Raw genomic sequence first — 24,809 nt, forward strand, 5'->3', positions numbered from 1 at the left:
TGGTATTGCATATATATGGTAATTCGAATATAAAGATATTATAAATTATCAAAAGAGCTCAATTCGATGACAACTTCATCAACTGTGACGATTTATCACAACCCAGCTTGTGGGACATCTCGCAACACTTTGGCTTTGATCCGTAATACAGGGATTGAGCCAACTGTGATTGAATATCTCATTACACCACCTAGTCATGACGAATTAGTTAAATTGATTCAGGATGCAAAATTAACAGTAAGAGAGGCCATTCGCCAGAATGTAGATCCTTATCGGGATTTAGACCTTGATCGTAGTGATTTGAGTGATGAGCAGTTACTTAGTTTTATGCTTGATCATCCAATATTGATTAATCGACCATTTGTTGTTACTGAATTAGGCACTCGCTTAAGCCGTCCTTCTGAAGTTGTCTTAGATATTCTACCATTGCCTCAGAAGGGTGCCTTCACGAAAGAGGATGGTGAAAAAGTGATTGATGAAAATGGTCAACGAGTGAATTAAAAATTTTTACTTTTTGTATGTGATTATCCGCATATCCAAATAAGTGAATGGGAGTTAAGAATGGACCAAGTTAATTTTTTTAAATGCTTATCAGATGAAACTCGACTCAATATCGTGACTTTAGTCGCTGAGAATAAAGAATTATGTGTTTGTGATTTGACTGAAAAGTTGCAACTGAGTCAGCCAAAGATTTCTAGGCATCTAGCGTTATTGCGTTCTTCTGGTCTCTTACAGGACAGAAGACAAAGCCAATGGGTGTATTACAGCATTAATCCGCAATTACCAATGTGGTGCCATGACGTTCTGAATCTTTTGGTAAGCAGTCAAACCATAGCGAATAAAGCTTCCCAAAATATCCAAATAAATAGTTATTGTGAGTAACAGAGTATGAAATTTCTTTTTTTGTGTACTGGAAATAGTTGCCGTAGCATCCTGTCAGAAGTTCTTTTTAACAGCCGCGCGCCTGAAGGGTGGATAGCTTACAGTGCAGGTAGTAAGCCATCAGGGCAAGTACATCCATTGACCATAGAAACTTTAGAGAATCTTGGTCTTTCAACAGATGGTTTGTGGAGCAAAACCATTGATGATTGTGAACAATATCAACCTGACGTGGTGATTACTGTTTGCGATTCAGCAGCTCAGGAAGCGTGTCCACTATATTTGGGTGGAGCGATCAAGGCCCATTGGGGCTTGGCTGATCCTTCACATTTAGATTTGCCGAAAGAAGAAAAATTAAAAGCATTCCAAGTTACTGTTGATCATATCAACCGCCGCTTAGATGCTTTATTGGCAATAGATACAACTCATATGTCTCGCCCAGATTTGATTGCAGCAATCAATCAAATTTCGCATATTGAATGAGAACATCATGGCTCAACAAAGATTATCCTTTCTAGATCGTAACCTCACTCTATGGATTTTTATCGCAATGGCACTGGGGATTGCGATAGGTGTGTTCTTTCCGCAAGCCTCCGTCGCTTTGGATAAAATGAGTATTGATTCTGTCAATATTCCAATAGCGATTGGTTTGATTCTGATGATGTATCCACCGTTAGCCAAAGTGGATTATGCAGCGCTACCACAAGTGTTTAAAGATAAAAAAACTTTAACTTTGTCTTTGGTACAGAACTGGGTGATTGCACCAGTACTGATGTTTGCATTAGCCATTATTTTTTTGCATAGCTATCCAGAGTACATGACAGGCTTGATCTTGATCGGTTTAGCTCGCTGTATTGCGATGGTTTTGGTGTGGAATGGTTTAGCCTGTGGTGATAACCAATATGTAGCTGCATTGGTGGCATTCAATAGTATTTTCCAGATTTTGTTTTTTAGTACCTATGCTTGGTTATTTCTGACTTTCTTACCGCCATATTTTGGTGTTGCAGGGCAAGTGATCAATGTCGATTTCTGGACGATTACCCATGCGGTATTAGTGTATTTGGGAATTCCATTTTTCCTTGGCTTTATTACACGATTCACTCTAGTGAAAGCTAAAGGTCTGGATTGGTATCAAAATGTCTTTTTACCTAAGATCAGTCCACTGAGTTTGTTGGCTTTATTATTCACGATTGTGGCGATGTTTAGCCTCAAAGGGAACGATGTAGTGAGCTTGCCACTAGATGTCTTGCGTATTGCCATTCCATTGACGATTTACTTTATCGTGATGTTCTTCATTAGCTTCTTTATGAGCAAATGGATGGGGAATGACTACCCTAAAACAACAGCAATTTCGTTTACTGCTGCTGGAAATAACTTTGAGTTAGCGCTGGCTGTAGCGATTGCAACCTTTGGTTTAGCTTCACCTGTGGCATTTACCACAGTGATTGGTCCGTTGGTTGAAGTGCCAGTATTGATTGCTTTAGTTAGCGTGTCTTTATGGCTCAGAAAAAAGTTTTTTAAAGAAGAGGTGTAATTTCTATGACTCTCCCGAATGTAGATATGAATCTTTTGGATCAACCTACTTTAGAAAAAGTACAAGCTAAAGAGCTGGATCATCCACCACGTATTTTGCTGCTGTATGGCTCTAACCGCGAACGTTCATACAGCCGATTGGCGGTGATGGAAGCAGGGCGTATCTTGGAGCAGTTTGGTGCTGAAGTAAAAATTTTTCATCCGAAAGGTTTACCCTTACCTGAAGATGCGGACACTGAGCATCCAAAGGTGAAAGAGTTACATGATTTACTCGCTTGGGCAGAAGGGATGGTGTGGTGCTCACCTGAACGTCATGGCTCAATGAGTTCGATTTTTAAATCACAAATTGACTGGATACCATTAGCAGGCGGTGCAATTCGAGCAACGCAAGGAAAAACTTTGGCATTGATGCAGGTTAGTGGCGGTTCGCAGTCCTTCAACAGCTTAAACCAGATGCGTATTTTAGGCCGTTGGATGCGCATGATCACCATTCCTAACCAATCATCTATTCCAAAAGCTTTTTTAGAGTTTGAAGAAGATGGAAGGATGAAACCTTCATCCTTCTATGATCGAATTGTCGATGTAATGGAAGAACTATATAAGTTCACCTTGCTCACTCGTGGACAAAGTCAGTACCTCACAGATCGTTATTCAGAGCGAAAAGAGTCGGCAGAAGAATTATCTAAGCGTGTCAATCAACGTAGCTTATAAACTTTAGGTGATTAGAAATGCAAAAGAGACATTCTAAATTAGTGATCTTAGGTTCAGGACCTGCAGGTTATAGTGCTGCTGTATATGCAGCACGCGCAAACTTAAAACCCACATTGATTGCGGGTATACAACTTGGTGGTCAATTAACAACGACCACTGAGGTAGATAACTGGCCGGGTGACTCAGAAGGTTTAACTGGTCCTGTACTTATGGAGCGAATGCAAGCCCATGCTGAACGCTTTGGCACAGAGATTGTGTATGACCACATCAATGAAGTTGATTTAAGTGTCCGTCCATTTGTGCTTAAAGGCGACATGGAAGAATTCACTTGTGATGCACTGATTATTGCTACAGGTGCGACAGCACAATACTTGGGGCTTGAATCAGAAGCTAAATTCATGGGTCAAGGTGTCAGTGCTTGTGCAACTTGTGATGGTTTTTTCTATAAGAACCAAAAAGTTATGGTCGTGGGTGGTGGTAACACCGCAGTTGAAGAAGCGCTTTATCTTTCTAATATTGCTGAACATGTCACCTTAGTTCATCGTAGAGACAGTTTACGTTCAGAGAAAATTCTACAAGATCATCTTATTGCCAAAGAAAAAGAAGGCAAAATTAGTATTCTTTGGAACAATCAAGTTGATGAGGTTTTAGGTGACAACACTGGTGTTACTTCAGTTCGCTTGAAGTCAACTTCGGACGGAAGCACACAAGATGTTGAAGTTCAGGGCTTATTTGTTGCTATTGGTCACAAACCGAATACAGGCATGTTTGACGGTCAACTTAACCTACGTGATGGCTACATTCAAGTACAAAGTGGCACTTCAGGAAATGCAACAGCAACCTCTGTGGCAGGTGTATTTGCTGCGGGTGACGTTGCTGATAGCATTTATCGTCAAGCAATTACCTCGGCAGGCTCAGGCTGTATGGCTGCTTTGGATGCTGAAAAGTATCTTGATCAATTGAGTAATTGAAAGACTCATTTAAATGTTTGAAAATTGTATGAAATACGCCCAGTCTGTTGCAGGCTGGGTGTTCAATTTTGATTATGACAATAAATAATAGGAGAGATGCTTTGACTCAATTACAAGCAGAAGTCGATGTAGTCATTATTGGTGGTGGTCAGGCAGCACTTGCTACAGCTTATTTCCTCAAACGTAAGAAAATTCCATTTATTATTTTAGATGATCAATCTCAGGCGGGCGGTGCGTGGTCACATGCTTGGGAATCGCTTCGTCTTTTTTCTCCAAATACTTGGAGCTCGTTGTCAGGTTGGATGATGCCAACAACTGAACAAACCTACCCAACGCGAAATGAAGTGATTGACTACTTGTCGGCATATGAGCAACGCTATCAATTTACGATTATTCGACCAGTTCATGTCGATCATATCGAACAAAAAGCTGGTTACTTAGATGTTTATGCTGGTGATCAATATTGGCGAGCAAAAGCGGTGATCAGTGCTACTGGGACATGGAGTCAGCCTTATATTCCGCATTATGAAGGACATGAACGATTTGAAGGATTACAAACGCATTCAGCACACTATGTAAATGCAGAGCCTTTTATTAATAAAAAAGTGATCGTAGTTGGTGGTGGTAACTCAGGGGCACAAATTCTTGCCGAAGTCTCAAAAGTTGCAGATACCACTTGGGTCACAGTAACAGCACCTCAATTTTTATCTGATGATGTTGATGGGCGTGTTTTATTTCTTCGGGCAACTGAACGTTTAAAAGCCCAACAGGAAGGTCATGTGATTGATCAGCCCGTTGGTGGTCTAGGTGATATTGTCATGATTGACAGTGTAAAAGAGGCACGCGAACGTGGCGTATTGCATAGCCGAGAACCTTTTACTGCATTTGAAGAGAATTCAGTTATATGGGCTGATGGTTCAACACAAGCTGTAGATGCTGTGATTTGGTGTACAGGGTTTAAAGCTTCATTGAATCACTTAAGAAGTCTTGATGTAGTAGAACCTGATCAGACAGTTGCTGTGAATGATGGACGCTCAATAAAAGTAAATAACCTTTGGTTGGTTGGCTATGGGGAATGGACAGGCATGGCATCTGCAACATTAATTGGGGTTTCTAGAACAGCAAGAGCAACGGTAGATGAAATAGATGCTTATTTGGCTAATGTTTAAGAGCTATGCATTTTAAGGCAGTGTATAGAAAGGTTTGCATTGCCCCTCAATACTTTATGGATATTTCTTTATTGTGATGCTACTTCATTCAAAAAAATACAAACTCATTGCTGTCATGGGCTTCACGCAGATTCTTGCGTGGAGTTCCACTTTTTATTTACCCGCAGTACTAGCTAATCTTATTGCCAAAGACACAGGATGGTCTCTAACTTTAGTGATTGCTGGGTTGTCTTGGGGATTTATAGTTACAGGTATTTGTTCTCCAAAAGTTGGGCGGTTTATCGAGCAATTTGGTGGAAGAAAAGCACTGTCTATTGGTTCAATATTCTTTGCTGTCGGGCTGATATGTTTAGGGCTTTCTACTCATCTACTTATTTATTATTTTGCGTGGACAATGCTCGGTATTGGTATGGCATTTGGCCTGTATGATGCCGCATTTTCAACATTGGGTCGATTACTTGGTAAAGATGCAAAAACGGCGATTGTTGGTGTGACATTATTAGGCGGTTTAGCCAGTACCATCGGTTGGGCGCTAATTGTATTTTTAGAAGGCTTATACGGTTGGAGAATCAGTTGTTTTATTCTGGCATTGTTTCATCTACTTCTAGGTCTACCGTTGCATTACTTTTTACTTCCTAGAGAAGAGCAAGGCACGGAAACTCATGGTAAAGAGCTCAATAACCAAACCACGGTACACAAAGAAGATAATCGACTATTTATGTTGGTGGTCGCTATTTTGACGGTACAATCTTTTGTAGTGGCGACAATTTCAGTCCATCTATTATCGATGCTAAAAACAATTGGCTTTAGTGTATCAACAGCCCTTGCGATTGGGATGATGATTGGTCCCGCGCAGATCATAGCGAGATTGCTGGAGTTTTCTTTGTTTAGAAACTTACATCCTAGTTGGTCGAGTCGTTTGGGTGTATTGATTAGCTTCTTTGGTCTCTTTTTTTTGTTCGTGGATGGATATGTCTTAGCTTTGCTTGGTGCAGCTTTATACGGCGCAGGGAATGGTATTCTTACAATTATTCGAGGCACATTACCTCTAGCACTATTTGGGCAGGAGGGGTATGCAATTAGAATGGGTTTATTGGGGCGGCCTATCATGATTGCTTTGGCTTTCGGACCTCTCATCTCTGCGTTTATTCTTGAAAAGTGGGGAATCAATATCTTATTAATAATTTTAACTGCTTTAGTTTTTATCACCTTGCTTGGTACGCTGAAACTACCTGTTCATCAGGCTGAGAAAGTGACAGAGTAGGCTCAATTGAATGGAAGCAACATCTGGCTCAAAGCTTAACTTTTAAATCTTTCGATAGGAGAGGCATGATATAGGTAGTATCAGCAACGGGTATGCAGTAGTGGTTATGTTTGGATACATAAAATAAAAAATTACTCCAAATATACACCACGGTTTCTGTTTTTTGATTTATCTTTTTGATTAGTATCGTTTTATTTTTTTAATATGTCCAATCCATCATCGGCGCGACGGAAATACGTGGCTTTAATGATTCAAGTGATTGCATAAACAGATCTCGGATGTGGACAAGCAAAGAAAGGGCAGCATTATACGAGTTTTGTGATCAATTCACCAATGCTGATACTTATCGCATAGATTTTAAAAGAGTTTATATTTTGGCTGGGTTTCATTGTGCTCTTTAGCCATCAGTTCTAAGAGTTGGTCTTTTTATCATGACGTGAATTTGAACTTAATGATGTCGAATATATGCAATCGCATATAGATAGAAAGAAATGAAGTGCAGCTTAGGTTTCTGCTTCATAGGGCTGTAGGGCTTTACTTACAGCGTTAAAATTTTAACCTGACAAAAAAATCTAACATTCTTGGCATTAATCAATACTGTATTCAACCATACTTCTAGAGTCTGAATGCTTTAGATCGGTCATCTCTTGAAGGAGATGCAAGTACGGTAGCATGGACTCTTTTATATTTTCTATTTTGTGTAAGGATTGTTGAATGAGTACATTGAATTTATGCTCAGTGCTCTCCATCATAACGGCAATATCGAGCATTTTTGCTGTATTGGGGGTATTAAGTTATTCAGGTGCATTGTTGTTGGTCATATTCATCACGCTTTCCATGTTTATGATACAACGGCTAAAGTGGAGCTTCTAAGCCCACCATTTCTGATTAGTCTTTGGGTTGGTTTTCTGAGAATATGCTTGATAAAAGTCAAAATTTTTGTTGACTAAAATTACTATAATTAAATGAAAAATCTAAAAATGAAGTAAGTTTTCAGCAACCTAATGTCAACGATTCAAAGTTTTATATATAAAAATGATCTAACCTCTATATTTTTAATCTCAAATACATATTTAAAAATATTTGATTTATATCTCTTTTTAAAGGGAGCTTGTCGGAGAGTTTGCCCTGTGGGGTTATGTGAGAGCGAGTTGTGATTTGATTTTCAACGGATACCGATGTAGTAAAAGAAATACAATAAGAATCTAGCGGTGCTGTAAAATTAGTATCGTAATTCATTGGTTTTTTTTACATAAATTTATACTTTGACAAGATTTATCATATAAATATTAAGGAACGATATGCAAAATGTATTGATTGTAGATGATCATCCCGTTGCACGTTTCGCGGTTCGAATGCTTTTAGAAAAAGAAGGCATGACCGTCGTTGCCGAGACGGGTGATGGTTTAGATGCCGTTTCTTTAATTAAGCAGCTTAGACCTGATTTGGTGGTAATCGATATTGATATGCCCTCTTTGAATGGTATTGAGGTTGTTCAGCGTTTGCGTAAAAACGGTTATCAAGGCGGTATGTTGATGCTCAGTGGCAAGGATGATGATCATTATATCAAACGCTGTGCGAGTGCAGGTGCCGATGGTTTCATTAGTAAAAAAAATCAAATTATTGAGCTGCATGATGCGATTCGTGCCTTACGAGGAGGCTATGGCTATTTTCCGCGGTCGCTTGCACGTTTTCACGCTGTCGATGCGACATTAAATGATACTGAAATTGAAAAGAATAAAATTGCTGAACTTTCAACCAAAGAATTACAAGTACTACTATATTTAGCCAAAGGTGAAAAGGTGATTGATATCGGCGTGCTCATGCATATTAGTGATAAAACGGTGAGTACTTATAAGAGTCGTATGATGCAAAAGCTTGAGTTGAAAAATATGATGGAATTGTATGACTTTGCCCAACGCAATCATTTGGACTAAGGAATTATATGCCAAAACTGTGGATACTTGGTTTTGTCGTTTTCTGCCTTTTTTGCAGTACTGTGCGGGCAGAGTCCCCAAAGCTGATGAAAGTTTTCAGCCGAGAAGCACCCATCCAGCTTGAATTTGAATTAAGTGATAAGGACTGGCGTTGGTTAGGAAAAAAACAAGAAATAAAAGTAGCGGTCTATGCCCCTAAACATCCACCTTTTGCCTTGTTATTAGAACCTGATATTTTTGAAGGAATTGCTGCTGATTATACGTTGCTGATTGCCCACTCCTTGGGGTTACGCGTTCAGGTTCTACGTTATCCTGATCGGGCGGCTGCAATTGAAGGATTGGATCAGGGGCAGGTCGATATGTTGATTGACTATGCCAATGATATAACGGATGAAACTGATTTTAAGGCGAGTATTCCTTTTACACCTGACGCTATTGCATTGGTTGGTCGAGAAGAAGTTTTAACAGCGGATTTAAAAAAACCTCAGAATATAAGAATTGCTTTGCTGAATGATTCTTTGTCTGATGAATGGGTGGCAAAATATTATCCTCAGGCGAAGACGGTACGCTATGCTTCACCTGCAAATGCATTATCTTCAGTGGCTTTTGGGAATAATGATTATTTCATTGGTAGCTTTGCTACGGTGAGTTACCTGATTGAGCGCAATTACGATAATTTGTTATCAGTCGCTAAAATCTTGTCAACAGAAGAAACGGGCCCACATTTTTTATTTCGAACCGATGAGACGGTTTTACCGCATACAGTCAATACGGTTTTGGCGGCTATTCCGACAGCACAGCGCAAAGCGATTTCACACCAATGGAGCTCTGGATCTGATTTATGGCAATTCCAATCACGCTTGGCATTAACTGAGCGAGAGCAGCGTTGGTTAGATCAGCATCGTGAAGTACGAGTGGTTGTAAATCCACTCTATGCACCATTTACAATGCTTGATGCAAATGGACAGTTTTATGGAATTAGTGCCGATGTCCTACGTTTAATTCACTTACGCACAGGCTTACATTTTAAGGCGGTTGAAGCTGATAACGTTGCAGAGATGTTTCAGAAGGTGAGCCAAAATGAAGGCGATCTGATTGCTGCGATGAGTTACAGTGATGAGCGAGATCAGCATCTCATCTTTACTCGTCCTTACATTCAGCCTCCTTTTGTCTTGATTGTCCAAAATAGCACGACAGCACCGAAGGGATTATCGGAGGTGAAGAGTTTGGCAATTACGTCAGGTAATGCTTTGTGGGATTGGATAAAAACAGAATATCCGCAGATCAAATTGGTAAAAGCTGAGAATGCCAGCTTGGCAATGCAGTGGGTTAAAGAAAAAAAAGTAGATGGCGCTGTACATAATCTGATTGGTGCCAATTATATGATTGATCGTTATTTCCGTCATGAACTTAAGATTGCCACTCGAATAGGGGATAACCTTTCACATATATCCTTTGCTGTACAACGGGATGAGCCTGAACTTTATAGTATTCTCAATAAGGCTTTAGCGGATATCTCTCCTCGAGATATTTCGTTGATCGCATACAAGTGGCAAGGAGCACCTACAGTTAAATTGAATACATGGACCGTATATCGTCGGGAGTTTTATTGGCTGGCAGGGATCTTTGTTGCTTTAGTTCTAATTTCGTTAAGTTGGAATTACTACTTACGACAAAAAATGAGTACCCGAAAAAAAGCACAATTGAAGTTAAAGGAACAGGTCGAGTTTAGAGAAACATTATTTAATAGTATGCTGGTTCCAGTTTATGTGGTTGATCGAGAAGGAAATATTCTAAGTCGCAATCAGGCTTGGGAGGATTTTTTTAAATTCGACCAGAAGCATTTAGACAAATTGGCACTGACTTCATCTTTACACCCGCTTGCGATTGTATATTCGACCCTAAAAGAGATGCTTAATGATCCGTATGGATCACCGTTATTAAGACATCGTTATACCATTAAGAATGGTGATGAGATGAGTGTAATCATCCATCAGGCAGTTCCATACATGGGGATAAATGGAGAAATTGTTGGGTTTATCTGTAGTTGGCAGGATATTACTGAGCATGAGGCACTTTTACTCGAACTGTCGTCTGCACGAGAAAGGGCGGAACAGGCAAGTCGGGCTAAGAGTACATTTTTGGCGACAATGAGCCATGAGATCCGTACGCCAATCAGTGCCATTATTGGTTTACTTGAACTGACAGTGACCAATAAAACGTTTAGCAAAAATGATATGGAAGCCGTACAAGTCGCCTATGAGTCAGCCAAATCGCTTATGGATTTAATTGGTGAAATTTTGGATATGGCTAAAATTGAGTCAGGAGAACTTGAATTAGCACCTAAATGGACTGATTTTGATGAATTAGTACAACCTATCGTTCGCGTATTTGAAGGATTAGCAAGACAAAAGAATCTAACCCTATCTAGTCATATTGATGTTCGGCATCCAGATGAAATATTTATTGATCCGATGCGTTTGCATCAAGTGCTTTCTAATTTAATTAGCAATGCGATCAAATTTACCGAGCACGGTTCGATTGAGATCGGGATGAAATGCTTACGTAAGAAAGATCAGCATATGATTTTGGAGTTGGTTGTTTCCGACACGGGTGTCGGGATTGCAGAAGAAGATCAAGGACAAATATTTACGCCTTATAAACAATCTGATGCTGGGAAAATGCAAGTGGGTACAGGGTTGGGGCTGGCAATATGCATGCAACTGGTCAAAATGATGGGTGGCGTCATCACGCTACACAGCGAACAAGGAAAAGGAACGCATATTACCGTGCATCTTCCAGTTGAACACCGCCAATTTCAACCTGCACCCGTTGAGAGTATTACAGCGGTCGCAGATCGTATGCAACCGTTGAGTATTCTTGCTGTAGATGACCATCCCGCTAATCGATTATTACTCAAATCTCAGCTCACACGCTTAGGGCATTTTGTGATGGAGGCTGAGAATGGAGAACAAGCTTTACAGTTATGGCGTAAACATAATTTTGATTTAGTGATTACTGATTGCAATATGCCAGTTATGGATGGAATGACTTTGACACATTTGTTGCGTCAGGAGGCAAACAGGCCCGTGACAATCTTTGGGCTCACCGCAAATGCTCAAGCCGAAGAGCGTGCACGTTATTTGGCAGCGGGGATGGACGATTGTCTGTTTAAACCCTTGCAGCTCTCTCAATTAGAAGCACTTTTAAATAAAGTATTTCGGCATGTTGTTCAACATAAACCAGCGCCGAAGCAATTAGCGAGTCTGGTTGATTTAAGTGTTTTACGTCAGTTAGTGAATGATAATACTGTGTTGTTGCAACAGTTGTTGCTGATGACACGCAATGAAAATATCAAAGATATGCAACAGGCTCGTTTACTCCTCGAGAAGCAAGATAATACTGGTTTAGCTCGATGTTTCCATCGTATGGCTGGCGCGGCACAGGTTTTAGGTGCATCAGATGTTGAGCAACATTGTCGTGAACTGGAAAGTTATGCTGAAAATACCTCAGATTTTGAATTGCTTTATCAAAGATCTAGCTCAGTGTTAGAGCTTATCATGCAGCTCAACAATGCAATAGATGATTTTCTTGCCAAAGAAAAAACGATTGACGGTTGATTTAAATGTTGATTTAGCTATGCAGCTGAATTGATTCACACAGTGTATCTATGAGAAATCAATAGAGAACGTAGTTAATGATAGGTGAGGAACATAACTGCTAGATTTTTATCTTCGTCTAAATATTTTAGTTGTGAATCAGATAAAACCTGAGACTCAGACACGGTTTTGTCTGTTCTTGAACAGTCTAATTGTATTTTGTGATTTATTTGCGACACCTGACAATGAGATTCCTCGATAATTGCACCATAAAAATAAATATCCCCTGTAGAGCTTGCAAAGATAAATGACGTCATCAAAAAATATAAGATTAAGCTAAGGGCGAGTGCTATTCTGGGCATAATAAGACTTCCAAATAATAACCCAATGAGTTAATCACTGAATGGATTATGGCTTTTAATTTTGGAGTGCATGGTAGTAGAAAAGGGGTATTTTCTTTATCGGAAGTAGATAATTAACTTGTCAGATTTGGGTCTTTATTTTGAATCTAAGCAGTAATTATTTGTAGGGGATGGATGACAGATTAAAATTAAAAAAATGATCATTCTAATTGTTGATGATTATTTTCGTTTGTAGTCACTTCCCTACATGGAAATCATTGTTGCATTACATCATTTATATCGCTTGATGATATATCCCTTTGTTTGACCTATACATAATATTGCTCAAAGCGGTGTGGGGTAGACGTGATCTAAAAATCGAGTCTATTGCTTTGGGTCGCACATTAGCGCCGTTTAGAAATTCATAGTCAAAATTTCGAGATGCAATAATGGAAAAGTGGGTTTGTAAAGAATGTGGTTTATATCAAAAAGTGAACCCCAAAATGGTTAAGGCTGGGCAACGGGTTTATTTTTATAAAAATAAAAACCATATCAATCGTTTTTTTGAACAAGTGGAGCACAATGTAATTAAAGGCGTTGTTTTAAGTCGGCGTGGAAATTTTTTTACAGTTTTAGGGAACGGACAAATATTTAAAGTATTAAAAATCGATGTTTATCCCGAGTGTGCCCCAATGCATTTTATTTATAATATGTTTGGTACTTGTGAGTGTTGATTTGGATTGTATATAAGGAAATTAAAAATATATTGATGCTTATTGATCTCAGCAGAAGTGCAAATAGTCCTCATTTCTACAGTATATATATGTAGAAATGAGGGGGAATCTTTAAGTGGTAGACATCTGGTTTTTCTTCGTCAAAAAATAGTCGAAGCAACTAAACAACATACAAGCAAAGACCAGACTGATTCCCGCTAAACAAGTCATACTCCAACCACCATGATTCCAAGCAAAAATACCAAGAGCTGAACCACAAGCACCACCAGTAAAGTAGGCGGTCATATAAATGGCATTGATACGAGACTTCGCATCAGGACGTAAACGGAAAATCACACTCTGATTGCTGGTATGCACTAAGGCCAATGCCAACTGAATCAAGGCAAAGCCGAGAATATAACTGAATAAAAATGTTTGTCCAAAATAGAAGCAGATCCAACTCAGAATAAATAAGCCACAACCTATCCAAGTCAATTGGCTGGTATAGCCCTGATCTGCATATTTACCGATATATTGTGTAGATAGCGCACCAAAGATCCCGACCAAAGGCACCATACCAATTAAAAGATCCTGAAGTTGGTGTGCTGAGGTCAACAGTAGCGCAATTGTTGAATACAAAATACTGACCGCAGCGAAAGCAAAACCACCTGCAAGCGCGCGTAAGACTAAGCGTTTCTCTTGTTTGAGCAATTGCGCCATCGAGACAAATACTTGGCCATAATTCATTTTCATGCGCATGGCATAAGGTAAGCGGCTTTTCAATGCATAGGCCAAGACCAGCATGAGCACGCCACTGACCACATAAATGACTTTCCAATGGAATAGATTAGAAAACAAGCCTGCAAGACTGGTGGAAAGTAAAATACCCACCAGTAATCCGCTCATCAAGAAACCAATGACCTCCCCCGTCTTTTCGGGTTTCACCGTCATGGTGGCAAGCGGAATTAATACCTGCGCTGCCACAGAGAATAGTCCTGCCATGACGGTACCGAGCCAAAGCATGGGTAGGTTGACCGAGAAAGCACTAATAAATAAACCTACAGCACAAAATACCATGAGCAAAGGAATGAATTTGGTTTTGTTTACCACATCGCCCATTGGGACAATAAACAGCAGGCCAAGGGCATAAGAGACTTGCGCAAAAGTTACCGTAAACGCCGCTTGACCTTCGGTCACTGCAAAATACTGCTGAATCGAGTGAATCAAAGGCTGACTATAATAGTTGGCACCCGCACATAAACCACATGCTGCAGCCATAAACCAAAGTAAGGTTTTATTTTGACTAATATCTTGAGGGGCAGACATAATTTTCTCTATTACTGGTTTATGCGGTATAGGCGGTTGCTTCAACTTCAATTTGCATCCCTGTTAATGCCAAGTGTGATACAGGAATAAGGGTACAGACAGGAAAGGCATGCTGCGGCCATAAATGTTGTATGGTTTGAGCCAAGATGTGAAGTTTCTCCGCATTATGATCAACCACCAGTATCCGTAAAACGGCAATGTCTGATAGCTGTGCTTGGGCTGAAGTTAAAGCGTGTTGAATATTATAGAAGACTTGTTGTACCTGTTGGTCAAAATCTTTAGAGAGCTCACCATTTTTATTTTCACCCCCCTGACCTGCAATATGAATGATCCGCATATTGGGTGGAACAATGCTCACATGACTATAGCCATTACTGCGTGGATCATAAAGTTCACTGGGATTGATCATTTTAAAGGTCGGTTTCATCGTGACAGATCACATTGAAGGTGGAGATGCCTCAGTATCAAAGCTCAATCTAACTTGAGGTCAAGAATATTTTGAACTTAAAGCCAGCAGAAGTCAGAATAAATGAGCGATTTCTGCGGATTTGGTTTTTTTAAAAATTAAATTGAAGCGATGAATTGAGTGGGTGTCTAATATTTGCACCAATATTGTGCAATAAAGCGGCTTTTGCTAGACAAAACCATACAAATATCACTTGAAAAAATGCCTATTTAAGTTTTTTTCATTCTTTTAAATTTTTCTGAGCAACTTACTTCATTCAATTCAGATTTATTGATAAAGAGAAACCTCCCTTTATAAGCTCTCTTGACGGCTTGTTATAAATTGTTTGATAAAAACTCGCCGAAAAGACCAATATAAAGTGAAGAGAAGCCAATCCCTCGCCACAACTGCATGATTATGATGCCGATTCAACCAATACATCGGTAGAGCGTCAAAGAAATAACCAATGTCGATGAAAATGGATTTGGTTAAACGCTCCTGATGATCAGGATGAGAAGTAGAGATGTTGAATAGATACCGCTGTGATCGTCCAAATCAGGAAGGGCACAGTATAGAAATGAACCGATTCAGTGCGTAAGCGGTCAGATTTGTATATGAAGAAGAGATGAAAGATCTGCCTTGTTCGATCAAAAGGCAAACCTGCGGATCATACAAGCTCTAAATATAAATGTGAATCATCAGTTCAAAATATAGGTATTTATTAAATAAATATTGGGTGGAAATTTAAAAAAGTTCCATTAGAATCCAAATTTCTACAAAGAATACTCCTGGGGGAAACATTGCTATTTGCGATGTTTACTTAAGAAAAACTAGCTTGAGGAACGCTCATGCAGATCGGAATCCCAACCGAAACTATCCTCGGTGAAAGTCGCGTAGCGGCAACACCAGAGACAGTTAAGAAGTTGATTAACGCAGGTCATAGTATTGTCATTCAACGTGGTGCTGGTGTTAAAGCTGCGTACATTGACAGTGCTTATGAACAAGTTGGCGCAACCATTACGGACGATGCTTATACAGGCAGCCAAATTATTTTGAAGGTACGTGCCCCTAAAGGCGATGAAATTCAAAAGCTTGCGGCAAATACGACTGTAATTGCAATGTTTGACCCTTACCGCAATCCAGAATTAGACCAGTTTGCAACTCAGCAAGTGTCTGCTTTTGCGTTGGAATTACTGCCACGTACGCTATCACGCGCACAAAACATGGACGTACTTTCTTCTCAAGCAAACTTGGCGGGTTATAAGTCTGTATTGTTAGCTGCGGCTGAATATCAACGTATGTTCCCAATGTTAATGACGGCTGCAGGTACTGTGAAACCTGCGCGTGTTGTGATTATGGGTGTTGGTGTTGCGGGTCTTCAAGCGATTGCGACTGCAAAACGTTTGGGTGCAGTGGTTGAAGCAACTGACTTACGTCCAACAGCTAAAGAGCAGGTTGAGTCTTTAGGCGGTAAATGGCTTGATGTGCCAATGTCCGATGAAGAAAAACAACGTGCTGCTGAAGCTGCGAAAAGCGGCTATGGTTGGCAGCCGGGTGAGCAATACATTAAAGATCAAGCTGCGATTGTAGATAAAGCGGTATCAAATGCTGACATCGTAATCACCACTGCATTGATTCCAGGTCGTAATGCTCCACGTTTAATTAAAGCTGAAACCGTTGCCAAAATGAAACCGGGTTCTGTCATTTTAGATATGGCAGTTGAAACGGGCGGTAACGTTGAAGGTTCTAAAGAAGGCGAAACAGTCACAACTGAAAATGGCGTGAAGATTTTGGGTATTCCAAATATTCCAGGCACAGTTGCAACTGAAGCATCTGCATTGTATGCACGTAACGTTTTTAACTTCCTTGAGACATTATTCGACAAAGATAAAGCTTTTGCGATCAATCAAGAAGAAGAAATCCAAAAAGCGTTACTTGTGACACATGGCGGTCAAGTACTGCTCAAGCGCGGTTAAGGGAGAGTTCTCATGGTTGAAACGATTACAATTTTCGTCCTTGCCATCTTCGTGGGTTATTACGTGGTTTGGGGTGTAACACCTGCGTTACATACACCACTTATGGCAGTAACCAATGCGTTGTCTTCAATTATTGTTGTTGGGGCAATGATCCAAACTGTGGGTATGCCAGTGATTGGATTAGATGCAAATGTTGCATTTCAAAGCGTAAACGTAGTCAGTGTCCTTGGTGCGATTGCTGTGTTCTTGGCAAGTATCAATATCTTTGGTGGCTTTGCTGTAACTGCGCGTATGCTTGAAATGTTCAAGCCAAAGCAAAAGAAAAAAGAGGGCTAATCGATGGAATTTATTCGAGACTATGCGGAATGGTTCTACCTGATCGGTGCCGTCCTTTTTATCTTAACCTTACGTGGTTTGTCAGGTCCTAAGACTGCGATTGCAGGTAACCGTTACGGTATGATCGCTATGGCGATTGCTGTAGCAACAACGTTCTTTGTTGCAGAACATCCTGTGGTTTGGATGATCGTTGGTGCAATGGTATTAGGTGGTATTGTTGGTATCGCTCGTGCGAGAACAGTTCCAATGACGCAAATGCCTGAAACAGTTGCATTGATGCACTCATTGGTCGGTTTGGCTGCGGTATTAATTGCAATTGCTGCAATTTTGCATAACAACCAATTGACGGCATTATTTGCTGAAAATGAAGCTGCTTTAACTGCTGCTGGCGTACAACATGCTCATATGAGTAAGGTTCATTTATTTGAATTGTTTGTTGGCTGCTTCGTGGGTGCGATCACATTTACTGCATCTGTATTTGCTTACGGTAAATTAGCTGCGAAGAAATGGGCAAAAACCATTTCTGGTGCATGGGTTAAACCTGTTCAAGCGCTTATCTTTATTGCAATGCTTGCAGCAGGCATCATGTTCTTCTTAACGAATAATATGACTGCATTCTGGGCAATGACAGCACTTGCACTTGCATTTGGCTGGGTATGGATTGCACCAGTCGGTGGTGGTGATATGCCAGTTGTGGTATCACTTTTGAACTCATTCTCTGGTTGGGCTGCGGCAGGTATTGGTTTCACACTTGAAAACAATATGTTGATCGTTGCAGGTTCGCTTGTAGGTTCTTCTGGTGCGATTCTTTCTTACATCATGTGTAAGGCGATGAACCGTTCAATCATCAACGTTTTGTTTGGTGGTGCAATGGGTGGTGCAGCAGTTGCATCGGCAGATAAGGGTGAGCAAGTTCAACGTAACCATCGTTCTGGTTCAGCAGATGACGCAGGCTTCCTGATGTCAAATGCAGACAGCGTTGTGATTGTACCAGGTTATGGTATGGCGCAAGGTCGTGCACAGAATGCGGTGAAAGAATTGTGTGAAATCTTGAAAGAGCAGGGCGTAAAAGTTCGCTTCGCAATTCACCCAGTTGCTGGTCGTATGCCTGGTCACATGAACGTATTGTTAGCAGAAGCAGATGTTGCCTATGAAGACATCTTGGAAATGGATGAGATTAACTCAGATTTCCCTGCAACAGATGTGGTACTGGTGATTGGTGCAAACGACGTGGTTAACCCTGCGGCGAAAGATGATCCGACCTCACCGATTTATGGTATGCCGATTCTTGAAGCGCATAAAGCACGTACCATCATGGTGATCAAACGTTCTATGGCAACAGGTTATGCTGGCTTAGACAATGACTTGTTCTACAATGAAAAAACCATGATGATCTTCGGTGATGCCAAGAAAGTTGTGGAAGATATGACCAAAGCAATCAATGGTGGTGGTCACTAAACTGACCTCAATCAAGATTGTAAAAGCCACCCTCGGGTGGCTTTTTTATAAAGATATTATGTTGTCGTAACGTTGAATTTATCTAAGAATAAAGTGATGCGATTACTCTGAATTGATTTAGGTTAATAGGGGTAAGATTTTTATTGCTTGAAAAAATAAAAATAACTTATAGACTAAAAATACTGATAATAATGCACTCATGCATATCTTTGCATCATGATTGAAGTCACAGTTCAAGAAGCACACGAAGATTATCCAATAAAAAAGATTATATTGAATGATTTAGATGTTGGTATGGAACGATCTATTTGGGTGTCTTCCAAAATTACCTGCTTAGATAAAGATAATAATTTTATCTATGAAGAAATAAGCATAATTAATCGTTTAAATCGAGTTATCACCACCTCTCTCTACGCTGGAGAAAAATATAACTTAGTGGCTTATACTGAGCAGTATTCAGGTCGAGAAGTAAAGAATAGCGTTGGTTCCACCGTGGATCATTATATTTTAATCAATAATCAATTTGTATTGATGGCTAGAGATGTAGATGAATATGATCTAAAGGGCGGTAGAACCAATCATTTCGACAGAAATGGAAACTTGTATTTTTATCGAATTGCTAATTTTGATCTACCCCCTCCTGAATCCCATAAAGAGTACGACAAAGACGATAAAGAGTTGGGATATTGGAATTTGCATTTTATGGAGCATGAAGATATTTATAGAACTACAGGTAGTGTAACTCGTGAGTTAGAACAGGCTGTAATTGAAAAATATAGAATTAATGATTAAAACTCTAAAGCAATCAATGGTGGTGGTCACTAATCTGACCCTAATCAGGATTGTAAAAGCCACCCTCGGGTGGCTTTTTATTTGGCTTATTCTTTAAAGAAACTTTTCGACCAGTTGCATAGATTGTTGATAAAGATCACGTGCCAATTGCTGATTTTTGGCATGTGAAGATTTCCAATCCGGCATATGGGCGCTGACATATTCTCCATTGCGGTTTTTCCATTCATCGCCAATTGCCATTTGGGTAATCAGGTTTGCAGGAACAGAGGTTGGGACGAGACCTAGTTTCATTGCCGCATAGACAGGCTTAGGCAGATCGCGATAAATATCCGAAGCGACACCCCCAGGGTGTAGGGCATTATTGGTGATTGAGCTATCAGCGAGTTGTTCTGCCAATGCATTGCTGAGCAGTAAATTGGCAAGCTTGGATTGTCCATAATAAAACAACGGATTGTAAAAGCCTTCTGCGCGGAATTTATTGGGTTTTATTGAACCGACCCAATGTGCAATCGAAGCCAAATGGACAATACGTGCTTGAGGCGATTGTTTTAAAACAGGAAGTAATTTTTGGGTTAATAAAAAATGACCCAAATAATTGACGCCAAACTGTTGCTCAAAACCATCCGCAGTCAGTTGTTTTGTTTTGGCAAATAAGCCTGCATTGTTGATCAACACATCCAGATTGCCATAACGATCTGCAATTTCATCTGCGGCTTTTCGGGTGAGTTCAAGGCTGCTGAGGTCGAGGGAGATGAGGTCAACTTGACCTTGAGCGAGTGCACGTAATTTGTTTTGTGCTTGTTGCGCTTTCTGTGGATTTCGGCAGGCTAGAATGACGTGTTGCCCTTGTTTAACCAACTGTTCTGCTGTGGCAAAACCAATGCCTGTATTGGCACCTGTAATCAGTATTTTCACTTCCTGTACTCCAGTTATGCTATTTCTTAGTGGGATTGCAAGAATCTGTATAGTGCTGCAATTTTGACAATTTGTCATGTCAAATTTAAAGATGGGAGATGACTGGTATTTGCTCATCTTTAGATGATACAAGTGTCATTTTTTAAGTTTTTGTTTTTTATGAGCTTGTTGAGTTAGGGCTTAGTCAAAATAAGTGTTCTCGGGTAGTCCTTGTAATAACTCAAAAAATTGGTGGATTTGTGCTTCTGTAACACGCGCCGTCGAAATTGGAGGTAATTCATCCTTGCCAAAGAAAGCCACCTCAGAGGTTTCGATGCTTGGCTTGAGTTCACCACCAATCAGTTCACACCAAAAAAAGGCTTTATATACGTGCAAGAACATGGCGGGGTGAGGGTGTTTTCTACGATCTGTGAGTGCGAGGAGTTTAACCGCCTTCACCTCTAATCCTGTTTCCTCAAGGACTTCTTTTTCAGCATTTTCTGCAGCGGAATAGCCAACATCCGCCCAACCTCCAGGAATAGACCATAAGCCATCCTGTGTCTCTTTGGCTAATAGCAGTTTATTGTCCTTAAAGACAACAGCACGCACATCGATTTTGGGTGTTGCATAGCCAATATCCTGCAGTACATCGGGGATAAAATGAGTGGTATCAATTTCTTTTAATTCAATCAGGGTGCGGACATGATCAAGTAATTGCTCATAACGCTCTTTATCGTATACATCTTTGCTATAGTGCAAACCTGATTGAGCCAATCCAGTAATCTTATGGAGTGTTTCAATCCATGCGGCTGAATCTTTCATTTTATTCTAGCTGTACTTGAAGAGAGGATTTAATACTAGCACTGCGATTATATTTTACAACGAATGGTCGGAAATTTAGGGCTAAATCGGCTTGTTAGGTGTTCTTGTTTAGAGCTATTTTTGACTTGAATTCGCTATAAAAAAAGCGACCTATTCGGTCGCTTTTTTTGAGGAGCTTTACGCTACAGATTCGGGTGCACGCCATAAGCTTTCTAAGTCGTAGAACTTACGCGCGGTTGGTAACATCACATGTACCACAACAAAACCGAGGTCGATTAAGATCCACTCAGCATCGCGTTCACCTTCGACACCGATTGGGCGGAAACCTGCTTTACGTGCTTCATCAGCAACATTGTCTGCAAGGGCTTTAACATGACGAGTCGACGTACCGCTTGCAATCACAATTGCATCGGCAACATTACTGATCGTACTTACGTCAAGTTCAAGAATATCTTTGGCTTTTACATCAGTGAGAGCTTCATGTACAACGTTTAGGCACGCTTGTACATCTTTGTTCGCTGTTTTGATTTTTAGGTCGTGAGAATTAGAAGCGCTGGGCGATGGTTCTAAATTCATAGAGGGTATATTTTCCTGACAATTACTCATCATCAAATATACCGTTTTTCTCTAAAAAGTTCAAATTTTAGCAGTAACAGTTTATGTATTCACATCATTGGAAAAATACTTATTTTTCCATGCAAAAGATTGATCTGACTGAATTTTTGGTCTGTATTCCGCTGCAATAAGACCTTGGTAGTCACTTTGCTGTAACCAGTCAAAGATTTGTTTGTAGGGGATATTTCCAGTATCAGGTTCATGGCGGTCTGGACAGTCGGCAAATTGGATGTGCCCAATCTGATCGATATTTTCCTGTAATCCCGCTAATACATCTTCACCCATCATTGCCATGTGGTAACAGTCATATTGCATTTTTAGGGCAGGATGATTGATGGCTTCCAGCATTTCTTGGGCTTGGGCAATGTTCTGAACCAAGAAGCGTGGCATATCGGTGCCATTAATCATTTCAAACACAGGTTCAATACCTTGTTCAGTCAGCATGTGACACGCCAGTTTTAGATTGCTTGCAAGCGTGTTGAGACAAGGCAGCAGATCAGCATCCAGCGGTTGTTTTCCTGCTAGAATATTCACACGTGGCACATCCAGTGCGGTCGCATAGCGTATAGCCAGTTCAAGTGCTTGGTGGAATTCAATTTCTCGCCCTGGCACACCTGCAAGTCCATTGCCGCCTTGCATCAAGTCACCTGCAGGGACATTAATCAGGCCGAGGGAAAGATTGTGTTGCTCAAGTTGAGTTCGAATATCAATCACATCGAGTTCATAGGGGAATTGAATTTCTACATGCTGAAAACCGTGAGCGTGCGCTAAGGCGAAACGCTCGATTAAAGGCACTTCAGTAAAGATCATGGATAAATTGACTGCAAGATGGCTCATTTTCAGACTCCCTGAATCAATAATTATTGTTGTGTAATTTTGATGATAGTCGCTAAATCCTTATCAGCAAAGCCATTTTCTTGGTGAGCTTGTAACTGTAATAGAGCTTTTTGTGCTACGGGTATCTTTAAGTTAAAACTTTGTGCCAGAAGTAGGGCATTGTTTAAATCTTTTGATAGAGTTTGCACCTTCCATTGTACGGGTTCAAAAGTATGTGTTGCCATACGCGGCGCAAGGATTTGAAAGGGTTTTGAGTCTGCAAAACCGCCAGCGAGTGCAGGTGCGAGTAAGGCAGTGTCGACGCCTGCTTGATCGGCAAGAGCGACTGCTTCTGCAATCAGGGTACTATTGGCGGCAACAATTAATTGATTACAAATTTTAGTCGCTTGTCCGGTACCTGATGTTCCCATACGGGTGACACGCTGTGAAAGTACATTGTAAATCGGGGTGAGTTGCTCGATCGTCTTCGCATCACCTCCTGCAAAAATCACCAGTGTACCTTGTTCAGCTCCCATGGTTCCGCCTGATACGGGTGAGTCAATCCACGTGACTTGTTGTTGTTGAGCAGATTGAGCCAATTGCTGTGTTGCAGACACCGATAAGCTAGAGAAATCAACGATGATCTGCTCAGCTTTCAAATAAGGTTGAATTTGGGTGAAAACATTTTGCACCGCTTGATCATCGGCTAAACAGGTCAAAATAACAGGATAGCTGCCGATGTCATCGAGCTTTAAGTGTAATGCACCTTGCTGCTGCAAAGGTTCACATGCGAGCGGACTACGGTTCCAGACCGCCACAGGATAACCTGCTTGTAAGAGTCGGCTGGCCATCCGTGTACCCATTAAACCCATACCCAAGAAAGCGATTGGTGTTTTTTGATTCAAGATCATGGAGATGTATTTCCTTTTTTTATTCGGCAAGCTTCGGTAAGTAAGCGGTCTGGCGTACTATTGGGGATCGGTTGAACAGAACTATTGAAGCGTTCAGGATAATTTTTATGACTTCCATCCTTTGCATAAAAAGTTTGTTCTATTGGACTGAATTCATGGGTAATGCAATTCATCTTGCTTTTATAGGTTAAGTAAGCCTGACCTTTATAAATTTCATCGCATGCTTTCATTTCACTAAAATCATATTTTTCGAGCAGAATGTTTTTTTGAGCGGAAGTTTGATCATAAAAAACATGAATATTACAAGCATTCTCTTTGGCAGGAACCTCAATCCATTGAGTCGCATAAACCGTTTGTGCACAGGAAAAGAATATGATTAAGCTGATTATTTTAGAATGAAACATAAGTTGATAATTATTTAAGAAGTTGAATATCAGATTTCAAATGATCTGATATTCAATGTCTATGATTATTTGTATTGACGTGGTAAGAATTGAACTTCAGGGTTCTTGTCCTTTTTGCGGGCCAGACTGCTGTTTTTACCCAAGAGTAGCTTGAGTTGCCAAAGTTTTTCTAAACGTAATGCTTTTTCCGGTTGGTGTTCCATCGCATCTAGGACACGTTTGGCTGCCATAATGGCATCTGGCGAGCGTTGTAAAATTTCTTCCGCAATGATGTTTGCTTTCGCTAATGGATCATTGTCTAAATGGGTGACTAGACCAATTTGTTTGGCATATTCAGCATCAAAGATACGTGCAGTGAGTGTCAGCTCTTTAGCCAAATCGACCCCAATCAGACCTTTGAGTGAACGGGTGAGACCCATGTCAGGTACAAGGCCCCAACGGCTTTCCATAATCGACATTTGCGTGTTTGGTGTTGCGATGCGGATATCGGCAGCAAGAGCCAATTGCATCCCAGCACCGAAGCAATAGCCTTCTATTGCTGCAATCACAGGGATTGGTAGGTTCTGCCAAATCAAGAATGCTTTTTGAAATAGACTTTGCCCAGGTTTGATCAGTTCCCATGCTGCAAAAGCGGTATTTTTAGGATTGTTTAAATCAGAAAGGTCGATGCCTGCACTAAAGACCTGTGCTTCACCCGTAAGAATGACACAACGGATTGAACGATCTTTTTCAATTTTTTTTGCAGTTGCCACCAGTTCTTTGAGTAAGGCAAAGCTCATTGCATTACGTTTATCTGGACGGTTTAGGGAAACTGTTGCGATTCCATTGTTCTTTTCAACGCGTAAAAGTGCCATCTGCCTTACTCTTATTGTGTTTGATTTGGCAGCATAACATGAG

General features: G+C 40.5%; 24 protein-coding genes. 15 read left to right on the forward strand and 9 right to left on the reverse strand.

Annotation, left to right across the window (positions count from 1 at the left end; all coding sequences use genetic code 11):
• Nucleotides 1-66 precede the first annotated feature (66 nt).
• The 11 genes from arsC (at nt 67) to F957_RS04640 (ending at nt 13,138) form a co-directional block, all read left to right on the forward strand.
• Nucleotides 67-501 carry an arsenate reductase (glutaredoxin) gene (gene arsC / locus F957_RS04695; RefSeq protein ID WP_004699732.1) on the forward strand — a complete coding sequence of 145 codons (435 nt, stop codon included), beginning with the start codon at nt 67-69 and terminating at the stop codon, nt 499-501.
• Nucleotides 502-561: 60 nt separating this feature from the next.
• Nucleotides 562-882 carry a metalloregulator ArsR/SmtB family transcription factor gene (locus F957_RS04690; RefSeq protein ID WP_005206992.1) on the forward strand — a complete coding sequence of 107 codons (321 nt, stop codon included), beginning with the start codon at nt 562-564 and terminating at the stop codon, nt 880-882.
• Nucleotides 883-888: 6 nt separating this feature from the next.
• Nucleotides 889-1,362, forward strand: coding sequence for an arsenate reductase ArsC (locus F957_RS04685; protein WP_005206993.1), 474 nt, complete (start codon nt 889-891; stop codon nt 1,360-1,362).
• A 7-nt stretch (nt 1,363-1,369) separates the two neighbouring features.
• Nucleotides 1,370-2,413, forward strand: a complete 1,044-nt coding sequence (gene arsB, locus F957_RS04680) for an ACR3 family arsenite efflux transporter (RefSeq protein WP_005206994.1) — start codon at nt 1,370-1,372, stop codon at nt 2,411-2,413.
• A 5-nt stretch (nt 2,414-2,418) separates the two neighbouring features.
• On the forward strand, nt 2,419-3,123 hold the full coding sequence (arsH, locus tag F957_RS04675) for an arsenical resistance protein ArsH (RefSeq protein ID WP_000174605.1): 705 nt from the start codon (nt 2,419-2,421) through the stop codon (nt 3,121-3,123).
• Nucleotides 3,124-3,140: 17 nt separating this feature from the next.
• Nucleotides 3,141-4,094 (forward strand): thioredoxin-disulfide reductase, encoded by a 954-nt coding sequence (trxB, locus tag F957_RS04670; RefSeq protein ID WP_016542042.1) that lies wholly within the window; start codon nt 3,141-3,143, stop codon nt 4,092-4,094.
• 101 nt (nt 4,095-4,195) lie between these two features.
• A complete protein-coding gene (locus tag F957_RS04665) occupies nt 4,196-5,263 on the forward strand; it encodes an ArsO family NAD(P)H-dependent flavin-containing monooxygenase (protein WP_016542043.1) in 1,068 nt (355 codons plus the stop codon).
• A gap of 76 nt (nt 5,264-5,339) precedes the next feature.
• The gene (locus F957_RS04660; RefSeq protein ID WP_016542044.1) at nt 5,340-6,527 is read left to right on the forward strand and encodes an MFS transporter; all 1,188 of its coding nucleotides are present in this window, start codon (nt 5,340-5,342) and stop codon (nt 6,525-6,527) included.
• Between the two features lie 1,301 nt (nt 6,528-7,828).
• Complete coding sequence (locus F957_RS04655; RefSeq protein ID WP_016542045.1) at nt 7,829-8,464, forward strand: response regulator; 636 nt, start codon at nt 7,829-7,831, stop codon at nt 8,462-8,464.
• A gap of 8 nt (nt 8,465-8,472) precedes the next feature.
• Nucleotides 8,473-12,084 carry a transporter substrate-binding domain-containing protein gene (locus F957_RS04650; RefSeq protein ID WP_016660515.1) on the forward strand — a complete coding sequence of 1,204 codons (3,612 nt, stop codon included), beginning with the start codon at nt 8,473-8,475 and terminating at the stop codon, nt 12,082-12,084.
• Nucleotides 12,085-12,853: 769 nt separating this feature from the next.
• Complete coding sequence (locus F957_RS04640) at nt 12,854-13,138, forward strand: hypothetical protein (RefSeq protein WP_016660517.1); 285 nt, start codon at nt 12,854-12,856, stop codon at nt 13,136-13,138.
• A 111-nt stretch (nt 13,139-13,249) separates the two neighbouring features.
• Here F957_RS04640 and F957_RS04635 read toward each other — a convergent pair whose 3' ends face one another.
• Together F957_RS04635 and F957_RS04630 are read right to left on the reverse strand one after the other, a co-directional pair.
• A complete protein-coding gene (locus F957_RS04635; protein ID WP_016542047.1) occupies nt 13,250-14,443 on the reverse strand; it encodes an MFS transporter in 1,194 nt (397 codons plus the stop codon).
• 19 nt (nt 14,444-14,462) lie between these two features.
• Entirely contained in the window at nt 14,463-14,870 is a 408-nt protein-coding gene (locus F957_RS04630) for a RidA family protein (protein WP_016542048.1), read from the reverse strand.
• Nucleotides 14,871-15,736: 866 nt separating this feature from the next.
• On the opposite strand from F957_RS04630, the gene F957_RS04625 reads away from it, so the two are divergent.
• From F957_RS04625 to F957_RS04610, 4 genes are all read left to right on the forward strand, one after another.
• The gene (locus F957_RS04625; protein ID WP_016542049.1) at nt 15,737-16,864 is read left to right on the forward strand and encodes a Re/Si-specific NAD(P)(+) transhydrogenase subunit alpha; all 1,128 of its coding nucleotides are present in this window, start codon (nt 15,737-15,739) and stop codon (nt 16,862-16,864) included.
• Nucleotides 16,865-16,876: 12 nt separating this feature from the next.
• Nucleotides 16,877-17,200 (forward strand): proton-translocating transhydrogenase family protein, encoded by a 324-nt coding sequence (locus tag F957_RS04620; protein WP_005051598.1) that lies wholly within the window; start codon nt 16,877-16,879, stop codon nt 17,198-17,200.
• A 3-nt stretch (nt 17,201-17,203) separates the two neighbouring features.
• Nucleotides 17,204-18,658, forward strand: coding sequence for an NAD(P)(+) transhydrogenase (Re/Si-specific) subunit beta (locus F957_RS04615; protein ID WP_005291783.1), 1,455 nt, complete (start codon nt 17,204-17,206; stop codon nt 18,656-18,658).
• Between the two features lie 216 nt (nt 18,659-18,874).
• Entirely contained in the window at nt 18,875-19,450 is a 576-nt protein-coding gene (locus F957_RS04610) for a hypothetical protein (protein WP_016542050.1), read from the forward strand.
• Between the two features lie 93 nt (nt 19,451-19,543).
• Here the strand turns inward: F957_RS04610 and F957_RS04605 are convergent, their stop codons facing one another.
• The 7 genes from F957_RS04605 to F957_RS04575 all read right to left on the reverse strand — a co-directional run bounded on the left by F957_RS04605 (nt 19,544) and on the right by F957_RS04575 (nt 24,766).
• Nucleotides 19,544-20,365 carry an SDR family NAD(P)-dependent oxidoreductase gene (locus tag F957_RS04605; RefSeq protein WP_016542051.1) on the reverse strand — a complete coding sequence of 274 codons (822 nt, stop codon included), beginning with the start codon at nt 20,363-20,365 and terminating at the stop codon, nt 19,544-19,546.
• 180 nt (nt 20,366-20,545) lie between these two features.
• The gene (locus tag F957_RS04600) at nt 20,546-21,166 is read right to left on the reverse strand and encodes an NUDIX hydrolase (protein ID WP_016542052.1); all 621 of its coding nucleotides are present in this window, start codon (nt 21,164-21,166) and stop codon (nt 20,546-20,548) included.
• Between the two features lie 177 nt (nt 21,167-21,343).
• Complete coding sequence (rsfS, locus tag F957_RS04595; RefSeq protein ID WP_004655709.1) at nt 21,344-21,742, reverse strand: ribosome silencing factor; 399 nt, start codon at nt 21,740-21,742, stop codon at nt 21,344-21,346.
• 81 nt (nt 21,743-21,823) lie between these two features.
• Nucleotides 21,824-22,618 (reverse strand): hydroxypyruvate isomerase family protein, encoded by a 795-nt coding sequence (locus F957_RS04590; protein ID WP_016542053.1) that lies wholly within the window; start codon nt 22,616-22,618, stop codon nt 21,824-21,826.
• A gap of 23 nt (nt 22,619-22,641) precedes the next feature.
• Nucleotides 22,642-23,508, reverse strand: a complete 867-nt coding sequence (locus F957_RS04585; RefSeq protein WP_016542054.1) for an NAD(P)-dependent oxidoreductase — start codon at nt 23,506-23,508, stop codon at nt 22,642-22,644.
• Nucleotides 23,505-23,912, reverse strand: a complete 408-nt coding sequence (locus tag F957_RS04580; protein ID WP_016542055.1) for a hypothetical protein — start codon at nt 23,910-23,912, stop codon at nt 23,505-23,507. The genes F957_RS04585 and F957_RS04580 overlap by 4 nt, the downstream gene beginning before the upstream one ends.
• Before the next feature lie 65 nt (nt 23,913-23,977).
• The gene (locus tag F957_RS04575; protein WP_016542056.1) at nt 23,978-24,766 is read right to left on the reverse strand and encodes a crotonase/enoyl-CoA hydratase family protein; all 789 of its coding nucleotides are present in this window, start codon (nt 24,764-24,766) and stop codon (nt 23,978-23,980) included.
• Nucleotides 24,767-24,809: the final 43 nt, after the last annotated feature.

The sequence above is a fragment of the Acinetobacter gyllenbergii CIP 110306 = MTCC 11365 genome (assembly GCF_000413855.1).
Lineage (GTDB): Bacteria > Pseudomonadota > Gammaproteobacteria > Pseudomonadales > Moraxellaceae > Acinetobacter > Acinetobacter gyllenbergii.

Bases quoted from the DNA above. Each gene is read 5' to 3' on its own strand.
- F957_RS04585 (WP_016542054.1), bottom strand. From the start codon at position 23,508: ATGATCTTGAATCAAAAAACACCAATCGCTTTCTTGGGTATGGGTTTA.
- arsC (WP_004699732.1), top strand. From the start codon at position 67: ATGACAACTTCATCAACTGTGACGATTTATCACAACCCAGCTTGTGGG.
- F957_RS04625 (WP_016542049.1), top strand. From the start codon at position 15,737: ATGCAGATCGGAATCCCAACCGAAACTATCCTCGGTGAAAGTCGCGTA.
- F957_RS04650 (WP_016660515.1), top strand. From the start codon at position 8,473: ATGCCAAAACTGTGGATACTTGGTTTTGTCGTTTTCTGCCTTTTTTGC.
- arsB (WP_005206994.1), top strand. From the start codon at position 1,370: ATGGCTCAACAAAGATTATCCTTTCTAGATCGTAACCTCACTCTATGG.
- F957_RS04600 (WP_016542052.1), bottom strand. From the start codon at position 21,166: ATGAAAGATTCAGCCGCATGGATTGAAACACTCCATAAGATTACTGGA.
- F957_RS04610 (WP_016542050.1), top strand. From the start codon at position 18,875: ATGATTGAAGTCACAGTTCAAGAAGCACACGAAGATTATCCAATAAAA.
- F957_RS04620 (WP_005051598.1), top strand. From the start codon at position 16,877: ATGGTTGAAACGATTACAATTTTCGTCCTTGCCATCTTCGTGGGTTAT.
- F957_RS04660 (WP_016542044.1), top strand. From the start codon at position 5,340: ATGCTACTTCATTCAAAAAAATACAAACTCATTGCTGTCATGGGCTTC.
- trxB (WP_016542042.1), top strand. From the start codon at position 3,141: ATGCAAAAGAGACATTCTAAATTAGTGATCTTAGGTTCAGGACCTGCA.
- F957_RS04575 (WP_016542056.1), bottom strand. From the start codon at position 24,766: ATGGCACTTTTACGCGTTGAAAAGAACAATGGAATCGCAACAGTTTCC.
- F957_RS04640 (WP_016660517.1), top strand. From the start codon at position 12,854: ATGGAAAAGTGGGTTTGTAAAGAATGTGGTTTATATCAAAAAGTGAAC.
- rsfS (WP_004655709.1), bottom strand. From the start codon at position 21,742: ATGAATTTAGAACCATCGCCCAGCGCTTCTAATTCTCACGACCTAAAA.
- F957_RS04655 (WP_016542045.1), top strand. From the start codon at position 7,829: ATGCAAAATGTATTGATTGTAGATGATCATCCCGTTGCACGTTTCGCG.
- F957_RS04615 (WP_005291783.1), top strand. From the start codon at position 17,204: ATGGAATTTATTCGAGACTATGCGGAATGGTTCTACCTGATCGGTGCC.
- F957_RS04635 (WP_016542047.1), bottom strand. From the start codon at position 14,443: ATGTCTGCCCCTCAAGATATTAGTCAAAATAAAACCTTACTTTGGTTT.
- F957_RS04685 (WP_005206993.1), top strand. From the start codon at position 889: ATGAAATTTCTTTTTTTGTGTACTGGAAATAGTTGCCGTAGCATCCTG.
- arsH (WP_000174605.1), top strand. From the start codon at position 2,419: ATGACTCTCCCGAATGTAGATATGAATCTTTTGGATCAACCTACTTTA.
- F957_RS04690 (WP_005206992.1), top strand. From the start codon at position 562: ATGGACCAAGTTAATTTTTTTAAATGCTTATCAGATGAAACTCGACTC.
- F957_RS04590 (WP_016542053.1), bottom strand. From the start codon at position 22,618: ATGAGCCATCTTGCAGTCAATTTATCCATGATCTTTACTGAAGTGCCT.
- F957_RS04580 (WP_016542055.1), bottom strand. From the start codon at position 23,912: ATGTTTCATTCTAAAATAATCAGCTTAATCATATTCTTTTCCTGTGCA.
- F957_RS04630 (WP_016542048.1), bottom strand. From the start codon at position 14,870: ATGAAACCGACCTTTAAAATGATCAATCCCAGTGAACTTTATGATCCA.